This window comes from Arthrobacter sp. KBS0703 (genome assembly GCF_002008315.2).
Lineage (GTDB): Bacteria > Actinomycetota > Actinomycetes > Actinomycetales > Micrococcaceae > Arthrobacter.
This window is the reverse complement of record NZ_MVDG02000001.1, coordinates 2,789,029-2,806,305: the sequence shown is the minus strand read 5'-3', so window position 1 is coordinate 2,806,305 and position 17,277 is coordinate 2,789,029. Positions and strand designations below refer to the sequence as shown.

The following is a 17,277-nucleotide window of genomic DNA, read 5'->3' as shown; positions in this document are numbered from 1 at the left end:
TACGTGCGGGGCGCCTGCTTTGGTACCAACGCTGACGCTTATGCCGGTGCGCCCACGAGGTGGCCGGCCGTGAGGGGCAGGCGCTGCCCGTTGATCTGTTCCGCATCCAGGCCGAAGATCCGCTGTACAGCGTCGGCAAGGACACTGACATCCGTGAAGCCCGGAAATTTCCGTTCCGGCTGGGCTGCGCGCATCCGGTCATCGACCAGAGCCTTGACGACGAAGACCAGGGCGGCCGAGTGCTGAGCGGAGAGGGGGCTTTCGTTTCCTCCCTGCAGGTGCCGGAATCCGTCGGCCACGGCCAGCGTCCATGCCTCGGCGGCGGACTTGACGGCGGCATAGGCGGCGCCGTCCGCTGTGGGCGAGGAAGCGGACTGTGCGGAAACGATGGCCAGGCGACCCACAGGGGAGGCAGCCAAGTCATCGTAAAACGCGCGGCTGGTGTTCCTCAGGGTGGTGAGGACGCTGGTGTGGAGGAAGTCCCAGTCTCCATCCGTCTGGCCTTTGATGCCGGTACCGCCTCGCCACCCTCCTACAAGGTGGATAAGGCCGTCCACGGGACCCAGATCGTTCCGGACCGACGTCGCCAAGTCCTCAACGGCCTGCAGGTCCGCGAGGTTGCAGACATAGCCCGTGACGTTGCCGTACGCTGCCGAGAGTTCCTGCACCCGGTCCTCAAGAATGTCCACGGCGGCCACGCGTGCCCCTGCTTGCGAGAGGGTGCGGACTACCGCGACGCCGGCTGCGCTTGTCGAACCGGCGACGACGACCGTACGCCCAGAGAGGTCCTGGCTCATGCGCCTACCTCGCCCTCAGTCTTCGCAGGGCTCTGACCGGTGATCCCGGCAGTTGATTCAATGACCGCGGACATCTTCTTCTCCAGTGCTTCGTAGAACATCGACAGGGGGAATTCGTCATCAAGGATCTGGTCCGTCAGACCCCGGGGAGGGCCTTCGAGCGGAAGGGCCTCCGGTCCCTTGGCCCACACGGAGGCCGGGTGGGGGGTGAGGGTTTCCGAGACGAGCTCGTAGGCAGCCAGCCAGTGTGCGGTCTTCGGCCGGTCGATTGAACGCCAGTAGAGTTCCTCGATGCGGAGACCCAGTTCGACCACCACGCCGGCGACGTCCTTCCAGTCGATGCTCAACTTCCCATCGGTCCAGTGCAGGACCCGGTGCTGGTGCATCCAGGCGAACAGCAACTGGCCGCCCACGGCGTCGTAGTTACGGACCCGGTTCCCGGTAATCGCGAAGCGGAAAATGCGGTCGAAGATCACGGCGTACTGGACCAGCTTGGCGTGCTTGCGGGCGTCCTCGGACGCCGTTTCGTCCCGCTCGATGAGGACTGATTCGCGGAAGGCGGTCAGGTCACAGCGGAGCTCCTCCAGGGAGTACAGGAAATACGGCATCCGCTGCTTGATCATGAACGGATCAAAGGGCAGGTCACCGCGCATGTGGGTCCGGTCATGGATCAGGTCCCACATCACGAAGGTCTTCTCCGTGAGGTGCTGGTCATCGATGAATTCCGCGGCGTCAGCCGGCAGGTCCAGGGAAGTGATGCCGGCAGCAGCTTTTAGGACGCGACGGAACCGGGCAGCTTCGCGGTCCGCGAAAATGCCTCCCCAGGTGAAGGAGAGGGTGCTCCGGACCGCGACGCTCTCGGGGAAGAGAACTGCGGAGTTCGTGTCATAGCCCGGCGTGAAATCGACGAAGCTGATGGGGACGAACAGCTTGTTGGAGTAGTTTCCTGCCTCCAGTTCAGCGACGAAAGAAGGCCAGATGACCTCGATGAGGACGGCCTCGAAGTAGCGGTTGGTGCTGCCGTTCTGCGTGTACATGGGGAACACCACCAGGTGCGGCAGCCCATCGATGCGCCACTGCTCGGGGTGGAAGGCTACCAATGAGTCGAGGAAATCCGGCACGACGAAGCCCTCGGACGCCCACCGCTGGAAGTCCTGCGCGAGCAGTTCAAAGTAGTCCGAGTCGTGGGGGAGGTGGGGGCGCAGATCGTTGATTGAGTCAGTAATGATGCCGACATTCTGGCGGGCCTGGCCATGGTCAGCGGGTTCCGGAACGGAACCGTCCTGCACTTGAACCTGCTGCAGTCCGATGACGGCTGCCTTCAGAGCCTGCCATGCCGGGAGCGCCTTGAGGTCTTCTGCCCGGGTGGTTGTCACTTCCGGGATTGCGATTACAGACATGCTCGTTCCTTCCGTTGAGGGGATTCCTTAAGAAGCTAGCAGTGCGTAAGCATCCGTGAAGGGTTATTCGCTCATGCATTAGGAATGCTTTTGCTGGTGGCTGTCTCTTCGCTGCTATGCCTTCGCTGGGCCTTAAGGTCGGGGTGTCTTTAGGGCATCCCAGAAACGGCCGCACTAATCGGCCCGCGGGCACGCCTGGCGTCATTCGCCGAACGCCGGCCGGCCGCTATAGCAGATCATCAGAGCTGCTTACTCGCCAAGCGTGGGCAAATCAGCAACCCTTAGGCTCAAATCGAGTAACCCATGCCCATGCGTAAGGACTTGACCCGTGGGGCGTGCAACATTCGCCACGCCAAAGGTCGCTCCCTTCACGTGTGTTAGCTTGATCACCATCCTTCCCGGACCGGGGCTCCGGAAGGCGTTAATCCACCGCAGCTACCTTTTCGGAGGCACCATGGGACCTGGCTCCCACACGCAAATAAGTGATCGGGCTATTGCTCCCGGCACCACCCCTGAAACCGCTCTTTGCTCCGGTTCAGGACTGATTCTTAGCTCCCTTGGCGGTGTTGCATGACACCAATGAGCGGAACTGCCGTAGACATCAAACCCGATGAAACAGCACAACAGGGGTCCTCTATTGCGATAGGGGCAGATCGCGCTTCCGGCGAAACCGGCAACGAACTCAAGCGCGGGCTAAGCAGCCGCCACCTGCAGATGATCGCTATCGGCGGTGCTATCGGTACCGGGCTGTTCGTGGCCTCGGGCAGCACCATTTCCCAGGCGGGTCCCGGCGGTGCGTTGCTCGCCTACGCGCTGGTCGGGCTGATGGTATTCCTGTTGATGCAGTCACTGGGCGAGATGGCGGCCAAGATTCCGGTCGCCGGTTCTTTCCAGTCCTTTGCCACCCGTTTCGTCTCCCCGTCCTTTGGGTTCGCGATCGGCTGGAACTATTGGTTCAACTGGGCCATCACAGTGGCCGCCGAGCTGGTCGCGGCCGGAATCATCATGGACTTCTGGTGCCCGGGGGTCCCAGGGTGGGTGTGGGCCGGGATCTTCCTGCTGGTGTTGACCGGGCTCAATGCCCTCTCGGCGAAGTCCTTTGGTGAATCGGAGTTCTGGCTCTCCCTGATCAAGGTCAGCGCAGTGGTGCTCTTCCTGATCGCCGGCGTGCTGATGATTTTCGGCATCCTCGGGGATAACTCTCCGGGACTGAGCAACTGGGAAAACCGCGATGACGTGTTCCACGGGGGTTGGGTCTCGATCATCTCGGTCTTCATGGTTGCCGGGTTCTCCTTCCAGGGCACCGAGCTCGTGGGAGTCGCCGCAGGCGAAGCCAAGAACCCGCGTCGCGAAGTGCCGAAGGCTATCCGCGCTGTCTTCTGGCGCATCATGCTTTTCTACATTGGTGCCATCTTTATCATCGGCTGCCTGATCCCGTTCAGCGATCCGAGCCTGCTGGCCTCCGGCGAGTCCGATATTGCGGCGTCGCCGTTTACCCTGGTCTTCTCGCGCGCCGGAATCGCCTTCGCGGCGGCCTTGATGAACGCCGTGATCCTGACCGCCATCCTGTCCGCGGGCAACTCCGGACTGTATGCCTCCACCCGGATGCTCTACGCCATGGCCCATGACGGCATGGCCCCGAAGATCTTCGGCCGAACCAATGGGCGTGGTGTGCCGATCCCGGCGTTGATGGCGACCGCGGCCGTGGGACTCTTCGGGTTCCTCTCCGCGATCGTCGGTCAGGGTGCAGCCTACTCCTGGCTGCTGAACATGTCAGGCCTATGCGGCTTCATCGTCTGGGCGGGAATCGCGGTTTCCCACTACCGTTTCAGGCGCGGCTTCCTGGCCCAGGGAAACAAGGTCAGCGACCTGCCATACAAAGCATCGCTGTTCCCCATTGGCCCACTGCTGGCGTTCGCCCTGCTGATACTGGTCATCGCGGGACAGAACTACGAGGCTGTGCTTGCCGGACGGACCATGGAGGTGCTTTCCTCCTACATCGGGTTGCCAGTCTTCATCGTTCTATGGCTGGCCCACCGCTTCATCACCAAGTCCAAAGTGGTGCCGCTGCTCGAGATGGATCTCACGGCACCTAAGGACCTCGAGGACGAACCGAGGGGCGGCACCCAGTAACCATGCTGCGCGGGCGGGTCTGTCAGAAAACGGTGGGTCTGGCCTGGCTTGTGGTTAGTTGATTCTGCTCTCGAATGCGATCGCGAACGCGTTCAAAGCCGGTTTCCACCTCGTGGCCCCTCGTGCCCGGCCCTGCCCTGTGGGGTCAAGGGACCGGGTCACGAGGTAGAGGCATTTCAGCGCCGCGGCATCGTTCGGGAAATGGCCCCGTGCCCTCACCGCGCGCCGGTAGCGGGCGTTGAGGGATTCGATCGCGTTGGTCGAACAGATCACCTGGCGGATTTCGGAGATGTCGCGGGAGTCATAGCGGATCGTTAAGGTGTGTCCGACGAACGGGGCGAGGTAGCGCTGGCCTTGGAAGTGGATGCCGTCGCGTTGCACCGTGCGGTGTTTGGGCACGGTGAGCAGTAGGCCGTCGAGCAGTTCGAGGCTGTTGGGCATCCGGGGAAGCCAGCCGTCGGAGACCCAGGCGTCCCGAGGAGAATGCCCGAGTTCCTGGTGGGGTCTTTCGTTGTAGGTGGCAATGAATGTGCCAATGGCTTGGTCTAGCCGGGGAAGGTCGAGGGAGGGTTGTGGTTTGCGGCTCCCGGGGCCGAGGTGGCCGGGGAGCGAGGCTAAAAAATCGGTGTTGACGGTGCCGAAGAAGCGCGTGCGTTCGAGGTGGGTGCTGGTGGAGTCAGAGCCGTGGTCCACGTGCAGGATGTCGGGAATGCCGCACATCGCCCAGGCGGGATCACTCTTCCGCCAGACGGCCTGCCGCAGTGAGAGTGCGGTGTTGAGGGCTGAGGGAGCACCGGTAAAGACCATGTAGCCGCAGATTGCCCTGGAATGATCGTCCGTAACAGTGGTCAGCCAAGGCCGGTCCGGTTTCCCGTTCAATCCCATGATGAGGATGTCACCAGCACTAAGTACGGGTACTCTCTCGGGCGGCAAGAGCGTGCTGATGTCGGTACAACGTTGCCCGGCTCCAGCCCACCAGGCGAGCCGCGTCTTCGGCCGTACGCCCCTTCGCCCTTGGGTCCGGCGCTGACAGCTTGTCTGCGATAACAATCGGATCGGAGGCTGGCCTGCCAAAGCGCGTCCCGTTCTGTCTAGCAGCGACAATACCGGCATTGACGCGCGCGCATGTGGTGTCTCCGGGCGCAGGTGGGTGGGATGGTGCTCAGGGCCTGACGTAGGCCCAGCCTTGCCACTGGCGTTTCGTCAGGTGCGCCACTGCTGCTGGAACAGTGCCGATGCGAACGGCAAGGTCAGCTGTTTCCAGTCCTGCTGAGCGCAGGCTGTTTGCACACGCGAGAATTTCTACGCCGAGTTGCCGGATATTGGTGATCGCCTCTTTGATCGGCGAGTGTCTGGTGAGCAGTCGGACACCTGCGCCTTGAACGACCACTTCGATCGCCGGGCCGTGCTTAAGTGCCGCTCGGGCATTGGCTGAACTGCGCAGCACGCCGGCCAGTGATTCCGCATCAAGCGGACCGGCTGCATGGAGGAGCAGGCCCGGATCATTCGGTCCTGGTGATGACATGGGTGAGCCCTCGTTGGCGGTCATGGTTGTCCGTGTCAGCTGTTTAGTGCTGCGAGGGTGTTCCGGAGGCGGGTACCGGCGTCGTCGGCGATTTCCTTGACGGCAGGAGCAGCGCTGAGCTGGACCATGGTCTGTGGGTCGATGGCTTCGATGGTGGTGACTCCTGCATTCTGGCCGCGGCGTACGACGACGTTACAGGGCAGGAGTGCTCCAATCTCGGGTTCAGCGGCAAGGGCGCGGCTGGCCAGGGCGGGGTTGCAGGCACCGAGGATGACGTAGTCACCAACCGCGTCAGCGGCTTCGACACCCAGTTTGGCTTCGAACGTGGACCGGACGTCGATTTCGGTGAGGATCCCGAATCCCTGGGCTGCCAAGGCCTCCCGGGTGCGCTTCACGGCTTCGTCCCATGGAAGATCGATGGTCGTGCTGAGCGTGTACGTCATGGTTCTCCTTTGGGGGCTGAAACGGGGGTCTGGTCAGGCGAGGGAGAGGAAGAGCTTCTCCAGGTCCTTCTTGTCCATGGTGGCGTCCTTTTGGACGATGCACTGCTCAAGGCCCGTAGCGATGATGGCGAAGCCGGCCCGGTCAAGGGCTTTGGACACGGCCGCCAGCTGGGTGACTACGTCTTTGCAGTCCCGCCCTTCCTCGAGCATCCGGGTGACAGCGGCGAGCTGGCCCTGGGCGCGCTTGAGGCGGTTGATCACGGGCGTGAGTTCGGTTGGGTTCAATTCCATAGGGGTTCTCCATCGATGGGGTGCTGCCCTCAACCATATACCCCCACGGGTGTTTTGACTACCCCGGGGGGTATCTGTAATACTCGGTGGGGTATCCACCCGACCCCTTCCGAGAGGCCACTTATGACTTCCCCCTCCAAAGCCACCGTCGCCGTTACGGCACTCGCCCCCGAAACCCTCCAGGCCTGGATCACTGAACACCAGGACCTCGTGGTCATCGACGTGCGTTCCGCTGCCGAATTCGAATCCATGCACATCCGCGGCTCCTACAACGTGCCGCTGCCGCTGCTGTCCGAGCACACCGACGAGCTCGCCGCCCGGCTGGGCTCCCGCGTGGTCCTGGTCTGCCAGTCCGGCGTGCGCGCCGAGCAGGCCCGGCAGCGCATGGCCACCGTGGGCCTCGACACCGCCTACGTGCTCACCGGCGGCGTTCCCGGCTTCGCTGCTGCCGGCGGCGACGTGGTCAAGGGCAAGGGCCGCTGGGACCTGGAGCGCCAGGTCCGCCTGGCCGCAGGCTCCCTGGTGATGCTGGGCCTGGCCGGGGGCAGGTTCGTTTCCCCAAAGGTCCGGATGTTGGCTGGCGCCATCGGCGCCGGGCTGACGTTCTCCGCGGCGACCAACACCTGCGCCATGGGCAATGCCCTCTCTGCCATGCCGTGGAACAAGGCCGCCAAGGAACTCACCCGCGAAAGCGCCATCCTGCAGCTTCCTCTGCAGGCGGCCACAGAGGACGCCGCGGCATGATCCCGGCCCTGGGTCTGGGGCTCGTTGTCGGCATCGTCCTGGGCGTAGTGGGCGGCGGCGGGTCCATCATCGCCGTTCCAGCCCTGGTCTACGGCGTCGGGATGAGCGCTGCCCAGGCCATTCCTACCTCGCTGCTGGTCGTGGGCATATCCTCGCTGGCAGCCCTGATCCCCAGGATCCGCGAGGGCCTGAACTGGCCGGTGATAGCACTGGTGGGAGGTGCCGGCATCCCTGCAGCCTGGGCTGGTGCGGCCGTAGGCAAGCTGCTGGATCCCAACATCCTGATGCTGGTATTTGCGGTGATCATGGTGGCCGCGGGCATCCGCATGCTCATGAAGACCCGCGAAACCGAGGGATCCTGCAGCACCGGGCCGGGCAGGGCCTTCCGGTCCTGCGCCCCGAAGGCCGTGGGGGTGGGCCTGCTCGTCGGGTTCCTCACCGGACTGCTCGGCGTGGGCGGCGGCTTCCTCATCACCCCCGCGCTGACCATCTTGCTGGGGCTGCGCATGAAGCAGGCCGTTGGGACCTCGCTGGCAATCATCGTCGTCAACTCCGCGGCGGGGTTCAGCGCCCACGCCGCCGGCTACACCATCGACTGGGCCACCACGCTGGCGTTCGCGGTACCGGCCATCGTGGGATCGGTGGTTGCCGCCCGGTTTGCCCGCCGCCTCAAGGACAAACACATCCGCATCTCTTTCGCGGTACTCATCTTTGCCGTCGCGGCATGGGTCACCGCCGGCGCCGTTACCGCCTGACCCATCCACAGAGGAGAACACCATGGGACTGATCGATTCCCTCAAGAAGGCCTTCAGCAAGCCCTACAAGACCATCTCCGTGGCGCAGGCCATGGAACTCCTGGGTTCCGGGGCCACGCTCATCGACGTCAGGTCAGCCCAGGAATGGCGGACCGGCCGCGCGCCGCAGGCCACGCACGTCCCACTTGATCGGCTGCAGACAAGCACCGCCGGCATCCAGAGAACCCGCCCGGTGATCGCCGTCTGCGCCTCCGGCGTACGCTCCGCCTCAGCAGCCCGGTTCCTGGCCGCCAAGGGTTACGACGCCTACTCGGTGCGCGGCGGCATGACCGCCTGGCGCCAAGCCGGCGAACCCGTCCGCTGAGCAAGCACCCACACCTGGACAAGGACCTCCCCACCAGCCGAAAACCACTTCGAAGGAGAACCATCATGGCTGAAATCACCATCACCGAAGCCGAACAGCGCCGCTCCACCGCCCGGATCCTCGACGTCCGAGAGGACTTCGAAGTCGCGGAGGGCATGATCCCCGGCGCCCTGCACATCCCGATGGGCCAGCTGCAGGCGCGCCTGGGCGAGCTGGACCCTGCCATCCCCGTGATCGCCGTATGCCGCAGCGGCAACCGCAGCGCCGCCGTCGCCGATGCCCTCAACGGCGCCGGCTACAAAGCGGACACCATGGCCGGCGGCATGACCGCCTGGACCCGCGCCGGACTCCCCACCACCTAGCCCCCGCCGCAGGGCAACCACACAACCCGCCCGAAAGGACACGACAGATCATGGCAACCATCGACATCACCGGCCAATCCTTCGCCCAGACCCTGGAGGACAACCACATCGTCTTTGTCGACTTCTGGGCAGCCTGGTGCGGGCCCTGCCGCATGTTCGCCCCCACTTACGGCGCCGCAGCAGAGCGCCACCCGGACATTACCTTCGCCAAGGTGGATACCGAAGCCGAGCAGGCCCTCGCTGCCGCAGCGAACATCACGTCCATCCCCACCCTGATGGCCTTCAAGGACAAGACCCTGGTCTTCTCCCAGCCCGGCGCCCTGAACGCCACGGGCCTGGAGGAAGTCATCCAGGCCGTGAAAAACCTGGACCCGGACAAACTCCGCGCCGAGGCCGGCCACCAGCACGCCTGACCGGCCCCGGCCGCCGCGCCCAAATGACCTTGGCGGCAGTCCCCTTGCGTTATACCCCCCGGGGTATCTAAACTTGTTATCAGAGACCCCCTTCATGAAGGAGAGCACCAGATGCTTATCGAGCGCATTTACGATGAAGACCTTGCCCAGGCCAGCTACCTGATCGGCTGCCAGGCCAACGGCACCGCCGTTGTTGTCGACGGCCGCCGCGACATCGCGGTCTACCAGGAGCTTGCCGAGAAGAACGGCATGAAGGTCGTGGCCGTCACCGAGACCCACATCCACGCCGACTACCTTTCCGGCACCCGCGAACTGGCCGCAGCGACCGGCGCGAAGATCTACGTTTCCGGCGAGGGCGGACCGGAGTGGCAGTACGAATTCGACGGCGAACGCCTCTACGACGGTGACAAGATCACCGTCGGCAACATCAGCATCCAGGCTGTCCACACCCCCGGACACACGCCGGAGCACCTGTCCTTCCTGGTCACTGACGGCGCGTTCAGCGACCAGCCCGGCTACCTGCTCTCCGGTGACTTTGTCTTCTCCGGCGACTTAGGCCGGCCCGACCTGCTGGACGAGGCAGCGGGCGGCGTGGACACCCGCTTTGAAGGCGCCAAGCAGCTCTTCGCCAGCCTGCGGGACAAGTTCCTCACCCTTCCCGATTATGTCCAGGTCCACCCCGCTCACGGCGCCGGCAGCGCCTGCGGCAAGGCACTGGGTGCTATCCCGTCGTCGACTGTGGGCTACGAGCGGCTCTACTCCTGGTGGGGACCTTACTTGGCCGCCAACGACGAGCAGGGTTTCATCGACGAGCTCCTCGATGGACAGCCTGACGCGCACGCCTACTTCGGCCGGATGAAGCGCGAAAACCGCGTCGGCCCGGCCGTCATGGGCGAACGCACCCCGCTGGCCGAACTGGCGACCGGCATGGTCGCCGCAGGCCTGGCCGAGGACACCCTGACCTTCATCGACACCCGCCCCAATTCCGAAGTCCACGAAGGCACGGTAGTCCGTTCGCTGAACGTTCCGGCCGGGAAGTCCGTGGCCAGCTACGGTGCCTGGGTAGTGAACCCCGAGACGGACAAGAACCCGCTGGTCCTCCTGGCCAAGGACCAGGAGGCTGCCCAGGACATGTGGGACCACCTGGTCCGGGTCGGCATCGACAACGTCGCCGGTTACGTCACCAGCATCGAGGGGCTGCCCACCTTCACCCCCAAGCTGATCCAGCCCGAGGAACTCAAGGGCTTCGACGCGGCCATGGTTCTGGACGTGCGCAACCGCAGCGAGCACATCGCCGGCAACATCCCGGGTTCGTACCAGCTCAGCGGGGGCCGCGTGATGTGGCACCTGGACAAGCTCCCGGGCGAGGGAACCATCGTGACGTACTGCCAGTCCGGTGTCCGGAACTCCGTGGCCGCCAGTGCCCTGCGCCGGGCCGGGTACGACGTCGTCGAACTAGACGGCAGCTACGCCGCGTGGAGCACCTGGCACAACAGCGTCCCCGCAGCCTAAAGGCCCAACCACCCCAAAACCGCCCGGGCAGGACCCCCCTCCTGCCCGGGCTCCCGGCCCGGGCGCGTTCCCCCAACGCACCCGGGCCACCTTCATGTCACGGACCAGGACGGAACAACCAATGCCGGGCAAAACATTTCCCAACGCCTCCGGTTCAGCCGGGCTCGCGCTGGGCCTGCGGCAGAACCTGGCCCAGTTCATGCTGCTGGTCACCGTCAACGCACTGGTCGGCGGCACCCTTGGCCAGGAACGCACCGTCCTGCCCCTGCTCGCCTCACAAACATTCCACCTCGACCTGTACACAGGCGCGCTGACGTACATCTTGGCGTTCGGCCTGTCCAAGGCCGCGATGAACTACTTCGCCGGAACGCTTTCCGACAGGTATGGCCGCAAACCTGTTCTCGTCGCTGGCTGGCTGGCCGCTGTACCGGTTCCGCTTATGCTCATCCTTGGCCCATCCTGGGCCTGGATCGTGGCGGCCAACGTGCTGCTCGGCATCAGTCAGGGCCTCACCTGGTCCACCGCGGTCATCATGAAAATGGATCTCGTGGGCCCGAAGCGGCGCGGCCTGGCCATGGGCTTCAACGAGGCGGCCGGCTACCTGGGCGTCGCCGTGACCGCACTGGTTACCGGCTACCTGGCCGCCACCTACGGCCTCCGCCCTGCCCCCTTCCTGCTCGGAGCCGCCTACATCGCCCTGGGCCTTGGACTGACAGTCCTTGCCGTCAGGGAAACCCACCATCACGCCCAGACCGAGGCCACCCAGCACGTAGAGGCCCACAGCGACGCCCATGCTGGACTCACGACCGGCCAGGTGTTTACCCTCACCAGCTTCAAGGACCGGTCCCTCTCAGCAGCAAGCCAAGCCGGCCTCGTCAACAACCTCAACGACGGCCTGGCCTGGGGCCTCTTCCCCGTCCTGTTCGCCAGCGCCGGGCTGAACCTAGGCCAGATCGGCATCCTTGCCGCCGCCTACCCCGCAGCCTGGGGCGCCGCCCAACTGGTTACCGGCGCCGCGTCCGACCGGTGGGGCCGAAAATGGTTCATCACAACCGGCATGATCGTCCAGGCCGCGGGTTTGGGAATCACCGCCTCAGCCCACAGCTTCGGCCCATGGCTCGGAGCCGCCATCGTCCTGGGACTCGGTACGGCCATGGTCTACCCAACCCTGCTGGCTGCCATCGGCGACGTAGCCCACCCTGCCTGGCGGGCGCGATCCGTGGGCGTATATAGATTGTGGCGCGACGGCGGCTTTGCAGTCGGTGCGCTCCTCTCCGGCATCCTCGCCGACCTCTACGGCATTCCCACCGCCATCGCCGCCATCGCCGCGCTCACCGCAGTATCCGGCGTCGTTGTAGCCGTCCGCATGCGCGACAACGACCACGCGTAGGCGATCAAAGAAGACCGCCATGAAGCGATCAAATCCACAAGACCAGAAGGAGGGAAGCCGGGTGAGAATAGCACCCGGCTTCGCTCTTCCCCCCAGGTCAATGACGACCGTTTCTGACCCGTCCGCGGCTAGCCTCCAAAATTGTCTGAGAATGGCAGCGGTAAGTGTCCAAGCGGATGGTCAGGCCGCCTACCGAAGCTGACCGGCCCGGCGGAGAAGTTCTCCTGCAGGTGGCCGATGGCCCCGCCGTCGCGGATCAGGGCCGATTCCCAGAGCCAGCAGTCGGCGCCGGGCTCGACACAGACACCGGGCGGGCCGAACCCGGATCCGCGGGCTGGCGCTCCCGAAGGAACGACCCCGAGGCCGCCGCGGATGTCCTCGCCGGCGACTGGAACATCACCCTGGTGCCGCTGGACGTGACCATGTCCAACGTGCTGAAGGAAAGCCACCGGCAGGAGCTGCTGGCCGCCGGCCACCCGGTTCCGCAGGCGCTGGGGGAGATGCTCGGCCACTACTTCCGGTTCTACGAGGGCGAGGGCATCTTCGGCCGGGCCTGCTCCGCCATGCACGACCCCCTCGCCGCGGCGCTCGCGGTGGGCGGCTTCAAAGCCGCCGTCGCCCCGGCGGTGCGTGTCGCCGTCGGCGCCACTTTTGGGCCGGGCCGCGGCCAGCCGTCTCTTATACACATCTAGATGTGTATAAGAGACAGAACCTGGACTACCCGGAGCAGCCCGGCGCCCGCTGCCGTGGGTGCGGCGGTCGCCTGACCGCGGCACCGGTGCGCCATTAAAGCGCTGAGGGCCACGCCCAGCGTGGCCCTCAGCGTGAACTCGCCGCCTACTCGGGGGTCACGTAGGCTCCGGCAATGCCGCCATCGACGAGGAAGGTGGAGGCGGTGATGAATGACGCATCATCGCTGGCAAGGAAGGCCACGGCAGCGGCCAGCTCTTCAGGTTCGGCGAACCTGCCGAGGGGAACATGGACCAGCCGGCGGGCGGCCTTCTCGGGGTCCTTGGCAAAAAGCTCTTTCAGCAGGGGCGTGTTGACGGGGCCGGGGCACAGGGCGTTTACCCGGATGCCCTCGCGGGCGAACTGGACCCCGAGTTCACGGCTCATCGACAGGACGCCGCCCTTGGAGGCGCTGTACGAGATCTGGGACGTGGCTGCGCCCATTACCGCGACAAAGGATGCCGTGTTGATGATGGACCCTTTGCCCTGCGCCTGCATGTACGGCAGGGCGTACTTGCAGCAGTAGAACACGGACGTGAGGTTCACTTCCTGCACCCTCCGCCAGGCGTCGATGCCCGTGTCGATGATGGAGGCGTCGTCCGCCGGAGAGATGCCGGCATTGTTGAACGAGATGTCCACGCTGCCGTAGGTTTCGTTGGTCACGGCGTAGAGGTTCTTGACCTCTTCCTCGCTGGTGACGTCCACTTTGACGAAGAGGCCGTCGATTTCTTCGGCGGCACGCTGCCCGGCGGTCGGATCGAGATCGGCGATCACAACGTGCGCCCCCTCGGATGCGAACCGACGTGCGGTGGCTAGTCCGATTCCGCTTGCGCCGCCGGTGATGACTGCGCTGCGGCCTTTGAGTCGGTTGGAGATGACTTCAATCATTTTGCTTTTCCTCGTCTTGTGTTCAGGCGGTGGTGGAGATGAAAACGTTCTTGGTTTCGGTGAAGGCGTTGAGGGCGTCAGGTCCCAGCTCACGGCCCAGGCCTGACTGCTTGAATCCGCCAAACGGCGTGGAGTACCTGACGGATGAATGCGAGTTGACGGACAGGTTTCCGGATTCCAGTCCGCGGGCAACCCGCAGTGCGCGTCCGATGTCCCGGGTCCAGATGGAGCCCGACAATCCGTAGATGGTGTCGTTGGCCAGGTGGAGCGCGTCCGCTTCGTCCTTGAAGGGGACTACTGCCACGACCGGGCCAAAGATCTCCTCTTGCATCACCCGGTCCTCGCGGGACGGAGTCAGGACGGTGGGCGGGAACCAGAACCCCTTGCCTTCGGGCGCCGATCCGCGGAATGCGACGGGCGCGCCATCAGGCACGAAGCCTGCCACGGCGCGGTGCTGCGCGGCGGAAATCAGCGGCCCCATGAACACGTCCTCGTCGCGGGGGTCCCCGACTTTCAGCGCTTTGACGGCAGGTTCAAGCAGTTCGAGGAACCGTTCGTACACATCGTGCTGAACCAGGATGCGGGACCGGGAGCAGCAGTCCTGGCCGGCATTATCAAAGGCCCCGCCAGGGGCTGCCGCTGCGGCCGCCTCCAGATCTGCGTCAGCAAAGATGATGTTCGCGCTCTTGCCGCCCAGCTCCAGCGTCACCGGCTTAACCTGCTCAGCGCAGCCGGCCATGATCCGCTTGCCGACGCCCGTTGAACCGGTGAAAACCACCTTGCGCACAGCCGGGTGTGCGACGAAGCGCTCACCGACGACGGATCCCTTGCCGGGAATGATCTGGAGCACGCCGTCGGGCAGTCCGGCTTCCCGCGCCAGCTGCCCGAGGCGCAGGGCGGTCAACGGCGTCAGCTCGGCAGGCTTGAGGACGACGGTGTTGCCCGCTGCAAGCGCCGGAGCAAATCCCCACGCGGCAATGGGCATCGGGAAGTTCCACGGGACGATAACTCCCACAACACCCAAGGGTTCGTTGAAGGTGACATTGACGCCTCCGGCAACAGGTATCTGCTGGCCCGTGTGGCGTTCGGGTGCGCCGGAATAGTACGCGAGGACATCCCGGACGTTTCCTGCCTCCCACCGGGCGTTTCCGATGGTGTGGCCGGCGTTGATCACTTCGAGTTGGGCGAGGTTCTCAAGGTCGGCATCCACTGCAGCGGCGAAGCGGCGCAGCAGCAGTGCCCGGTCGGCGGGTGAGACGTTGCGCCACGTTTCAAAGGTCACGGCGGCCTTTTCGATGGCGCGGTCCGTTTCTTCCAGTGTGGCGAGCGGGACCGTTTCAATGATCTCTTCCGTGGCCGGGTTCAGGACGTCAAACGTGCTGGTGGACATCGACTAGGTTCTCCGTTCGTACTTGGCGGTAGTTGCGGGCTGCTTCAACAAATCCCCTGAAAAGCCGCAGGTCGTCCGGGTTCTGTTCGGGGTGGTACTGCACTCCCAGCACCCATCCCCCGGCTGTCGTCTCGAGGGCCTGTACGGTTCCGTCCTGCGACGCCGCCGTCACAGACAGTCCATCCGCGATCCGGTCCATGGCCTGGTGGTGGTAGCAGGGGGCGCTGGCCCGTGGCCCGAGCAGGCTTTCGCTGATGCTGCCGGGCGCGGTGGTGAACTCGACGTTGCCAAACACTCCGGGCGCCGGCTGGTACCGGGCTGCGCCCGGATTGACGTCAGGGACGTGTTGGATCAGGGATCCTCCCAGGGCCACGTTGAGGATTTGGGCGCCGCGGCAGATGGAAAACAGCGGAAGCCCTGTGGCCAGCGCCGCCCTGGTCAGGGCGATGTCATGGGTGTCCCTCGCCGGTTGGGAGCGGGTCAGTTCATGAGGCTCCGCGCCGTACTGCTCCGGGCCGACGTCGGTTCCCCCCGCGATGATGAGCCCGTCCAGGAGGTCAACGATTGTGGAGTCTGTGCCTACCGGCGGCAGCAGAACCGGCGTGCCGCCGGCAGCGACCACTGCCTGTACATAGGTTCCGGGCAGGATGGCCGCATCGGCCTTCCAGACTCCCCAGGCGGCCTCTTGGTAGTAGGTGGTGAGGCCGATTCTCGGCCGGTAGGAATCAGAGACGTTCAAAGCCACGCTTGTGCTCCCAATCTGTGACTGCACTGTCGAATGCCTTGAGCTCGACGTCGGCCGCGTGCACATAGTGGTCCACCACTTCGTCGCCGAAGGACTTGCGGGCGATTTCGCTGGTGACCAGCAGTGAGCGCGAGTCACGAAGCGTCGTCGGGATCCGGTCGGCAGTGGACTCGTAGGCGTTCCCGGCCATGACGGGCTCCAGGGGCAACTCGTTCTCGATGCCGTGAATGGCTGCCGCAATCAGTGCTGCCGCGGCCAGATACGGGTTGACGTCACCGCCGCCCACCCGGTTTTCCACGCGGAGGCCGGCGCCGCGCCCCACGATGCGCAGTGCACAACTGCGGTTGTCCAGGCCCCACGCGATGGCGGTCGGTGCGAAGCTGCCCTCGACGAAGCGCTTGTACGAGTTGATGTTTGGCGCCAGGAAGTACGAGAGTTCCTTCATGGCTGCCAGCTGGCCCGCGACGAAATGCTCCATCAGGGGGCTGAAGCCGTGCTCACCGTCACCTGCAAGCACCGGATTGCCGTCCAGGTCCGTCAGGCTGAAGTGGATATGGCAGGAACTGCCTTCCCGCTCGTTGTACTTGGCCATGAACGTGATGCTTTTGCCGTGCTTGCCCGCGATCTCCTTGGCACCGTTCTTGTAGAACGCGTGGCTGTCGCAGGCTTGGAGCGCTTCTGCGTACCTGAAGGTGATTTCCTGCTGGCCGTGGTTGCACTCACCCTTTGAGGATTCGACGACGAGCCCGGCGCTTTCCATGCTGTTGCGGATGTCGCGGATGACCGGTTCGAGGCCGGCCGTCGCAAGCAGGGAGTAATCGACGTTGTAGCGGGTGGACGGCTTCAGCCCCACATACTGCTTGTCCCATGCCTGCTCGTAGCTGTCGTCGAACATGATGAACTCAAGTTCCGTGCCGATGTGGGCACGGTATCCGAGGGCCTCGAGGCGTTCGATCTGGGCACGAAGGATCTGCCGCGGCGACTGGGTGACGGGGCGGCCATCAAGCCAGAGGATGTCGCACTGGACCATCGCCGTGCCCGCCAGCCACGGCACCAGCCGAAGCGTGCTGACGTCGGGCCGCATGACCATGTCACCGTAGCCGTTTGCCCAGGACGACATTGCGTATCCATCGACCGTGTTCATTTCCACGTCGACGGAAAGGAGGTAGTTGCAGCCTTCGGCCCCATGTCCGAGGACGTCCTCGAGGAAGGACCTCGCGCCGCAGCGCTTGCCCTGCAACCGGCCCAGCGAGTCGGTGATGGCTACGACCACCGTGTCGATTTCACCTGAGGCAACCTTCTGCTTCAGCTCCTCGACGGTCAGCCTTGCCGGGGAGTCTTTCACTGCGATTTCATTGGTCATTTGATTTCCATAACTTCGATCGGGGTGTTGGAC

Annotated in this window: 18 protein-coding genes and 2 pseudogenes; 9 read left to right on the top strand and 11 right to left on the bottom strand. The window is 64.6% G+C overall.

Going from position 1 to position 17,277, the window contains the following annotated elements:
- Positions 1 to 38: 38 nt before the first annotated feature.
- Positions 39 to 797: an SDR family NAD(P)-dependent oxidoreductase gene (locus B1A87_RS13145; protein ID WP_078027656.1), complete on the bottom strand. Its 759-nt coding sequence runs from the start codon at positions 795 to 797 to the stop codon at positions 39 to 41.
- Positions 794 to 2,197, bottom strand: a complete 1,404-nt coding sequence (locus B1A87_RS13140; RefSeq protein ID WP_139362739.1) for a DUF6421 family protein — start codon at positions 2,195 to 2,197, stop codon at positions 794 to 796. The genes B1A87_RS13145 and B1A87_RS13140 overlap by 4 nt, the downstream gene beginning before the upstream one ends.
- Positions 2,198 to 2,767: 570 nt before the next feature.
- Here B1A87_RS13140 and B1A87_RS13135 point away from each other — a divergent pair.
- On the top strand, positions 2,768 to 4,330 hold the full coding sequence (locus B1A87_RS13135; protein WP_078027655.1) for an amino acid permease: 1,563 nt from the start codon (positions 2,768 to 2,770) through the stop codon (positions 4,328 to 4,330).
- Positions 4,331 to 4,384: 54 nt separating this feature from the next.
- Here B1A87_RS13135 and B1A87_RS25040 read toward each other — a convergent pair.
- From B1A87_RS25040 to B1A87_RS13110, 5 genes and pseudogenes are all read right to left on the bottom strand, one after another.
- Positions 4,385 to 4,778 (bottom strand): annotated as a pseudogene (locus tag B1A87_RS25040) (transposase); the annotation flags it as partial.
- A gap of 456 nt (positions 4,779 to 5,234) precedes the next feature.
- Positions 5,235 to 5,450 (bottom strand): annotated as a pseudogene (locus tag B1A87_RS23945) (recombinase family protein); the annotation flags it as partial.
- Positions 5,451 to 5,492: 42 nt separating this feature from the next.
- Positions 5,493 to 5,879, bottom strand: a complete 387-nt coding sequence (locus tag B1A87_RS13120; protein WP_260680831.1) for a DsrE family protein — start codon at positions 5,877 to 5,879, stop codon at positions 5,493 to 5,495.
- Positions 5,880 to 5,890: 11 nt separating this feature from the next.
- Positions 5,891 to 6,298: a DUF302 domain-containing protein gene (locus B1A87_RS13115; RefSeq protein WP_078027654.1), complete on the bottom strand. Its 408-nt coding sequence runs from the start codon at positions 6,296 to 6,298 to the stop codon at positions 5,891 to 5,893.
- Positions 6,299 to 6,331: 33 nt separating this feature from the next.
- Positions 6,332 to 6,589 (bottom strand): metal-sensitive transcriptional regulator, encoded by a 258-nt coding sequence (locus B1A87_RS13110; RefSeq protein ID WP_062071535.1) that lies wholly within the window; start codon positions 6,587 to 6,589, stop codon positions 6,332 to 6,334.
- Between the two features lie 123 nt (positions 6,590 to 6,712).
- Here B1A87_RS13110 and B1A87_RS13105 point away from each other — a divergent pair, with 123 nt between their 5' ends.
- From B1A87_RS13105 to B1A87_RS13065, 8 genes are all read left to right on the top strand, one after another.
- Positions 6,713 to 7,333: a rhodanese-like domain-containing protein gene (locus B1A87_RS13105; protein WP_078027653.1), complete on the top strand. Its 621-nt coding sequence runs from the start codon at positions 6,713 to 6,715 to the stop codon at positions 7,331 to 7,333.
- Positions 7,330 to 8,088: a sulfite exporter TauE/SafE family protein gene (locus tag B1A87_RS13100; protein ID WP_078027652.1), complete on the top strand. Its 759-nt coding sequence runs from the start codon at positions 7,330 to 7,332 to the stop codon at positions 8,086 to 8,088. Before B1A87_RS13105 ends, B1A87_RS13100 begins: the two co-directional genes overlap by 4 nt.
- Before the next feature lie 22 nt (positions 8,089 to 8,110).
- Positions 8,111 to 8,452, top strand: a complete 342-nt coding sequence (locus B1A87_RS13095; RefSeq protein ID WP_078027651.1) for a rhodanese-like domain-containing protein — start codon at positions 8,111 to 8,113, stop codon at positions 8,450 to 8,452.
- A gap of 65 nt (positions 8,453 to 8,517) precedes the next feature.
- Complete coding sequence (locus B1A87_RS13090; RefSeq protein ID WP_078027650.1) at positions 8,518 to 8,814, top strand: rhodanese-like domain-containing protein; 297 nt, start codon at positions 8,518 to 8,520, stop codon at positions 8,812 to 8,814.
- Between the two features lie 50 nt (positions 8,815 to 8,864).
- Entirely contained in the window at positions 8,865 to 9,227 is a 363-nt protein-coding gene (gene trxA, locus B1A87_RS13085) for a thioredoxin (protein ID WP_078027649.1), read from the top strand.
- A 111-nt stretch (positions 9,228 to 9,338) separates the two neighbouring features.
- Positions 9,339 to 10,739: a rhodanese-like domain-containing protein gene (locus B1A87_RS13080; protein WP_078027648.1), complete on the top strand. Its 1,401-nt coding sequence runs from the start codon at positions 9,339 to 9,341 to the stop codon at positions 10,737 to 10,739.
- A gap of 121 nt (positions 10,740 to 10,860) precedes the next feature.
- Positions 10,861 to 12,129 (top strand): MFS transporter, encoded by a 1,269-nt coding sequence (locus B1A87_RS13075; RefSeq protein WP_078027647.1) that lies wholly within the window; start codon positions 10,861 to 10,863, stop codon positions 12,127 to 12,129.
- Between the two features lie 176 nt (positions 12,130 to 12,305).
- A complete protein-coding gene (locus B1A87_RS13065) occupies positions 12,306 to 12,821 on the top strand; it encodes a nucleoside hydrolase (protein ID WP_395940250.1) in 516 nt (171 codons plus the stop codon).
- A gap of 145 nt (positions 12,822 to 12,966) precedes the next feature.
- Here B1A87_RS13065 and B1A87_RS13060 read toward each other — a convergent pair whose 3' ends face one another.
- The 4 genes from B1A87_RS13060 to B1A87_RS13045 are packed head-to-tail and all read right to left on the bottom strand — an operon-like array spanning position 12,967 to position 17,244.
- A complete protein-coding gene (locus B1A87_RS13060; protein ID WP_078027646.1) occupies positions 12,967 to 13,746 on the bottom strand; it encodes a 3-oxoacyl-ACP reductase in 780 nt (259 codons plus the stop codon).
- A gap of 22 nt (positions 13,747 to 13,768) precedes the next feature.
- Positions 13,769 to 15,136: an aldehyde dehydrogenase gene (locus B1A87_RS13055; protein WP_078027645.1), complete on the bottom strand. Its 1,368-nt coding sequence runs from the start codon at positions 15,134 to 15,136 to the stop codon at positions 13,769 to 13,771.
- The gene (locus B1A87_RS13050) at positions 15,117 to 15,881 is read right to left on the bottom strand and encodes a gamma-glutamyl-gamma-aminobutyrate hydrolase family protein (RefSeq protein WP_260680830.1); all 765 of its coding nucleotides are present in this window, start codon (positions 15,879 to 15,881) and stop codon (positions 15,117 to 15,119) included. The genes B1A87_RS13055 and B1A87_RS13050 overlap by 20 nt, the downstream gene beginning before the upstream one ends.
- A complete protein-coding gene (locus tag B1A87_RS13045; protein ID WP_078027643.1) occupies positions 15,862 to 17,244 on the bottom strand; it encodes a glutamine synthetase family protein in 1,383 nt (460 codons plus the stop codon). Before B1A87_RS13045 ends, B1A87_RS13050 begins: the two co-directional genes overlap by 20 nt.
- Positions 17,245 to 17,277 lie beyond the last annotated feature (33 nt).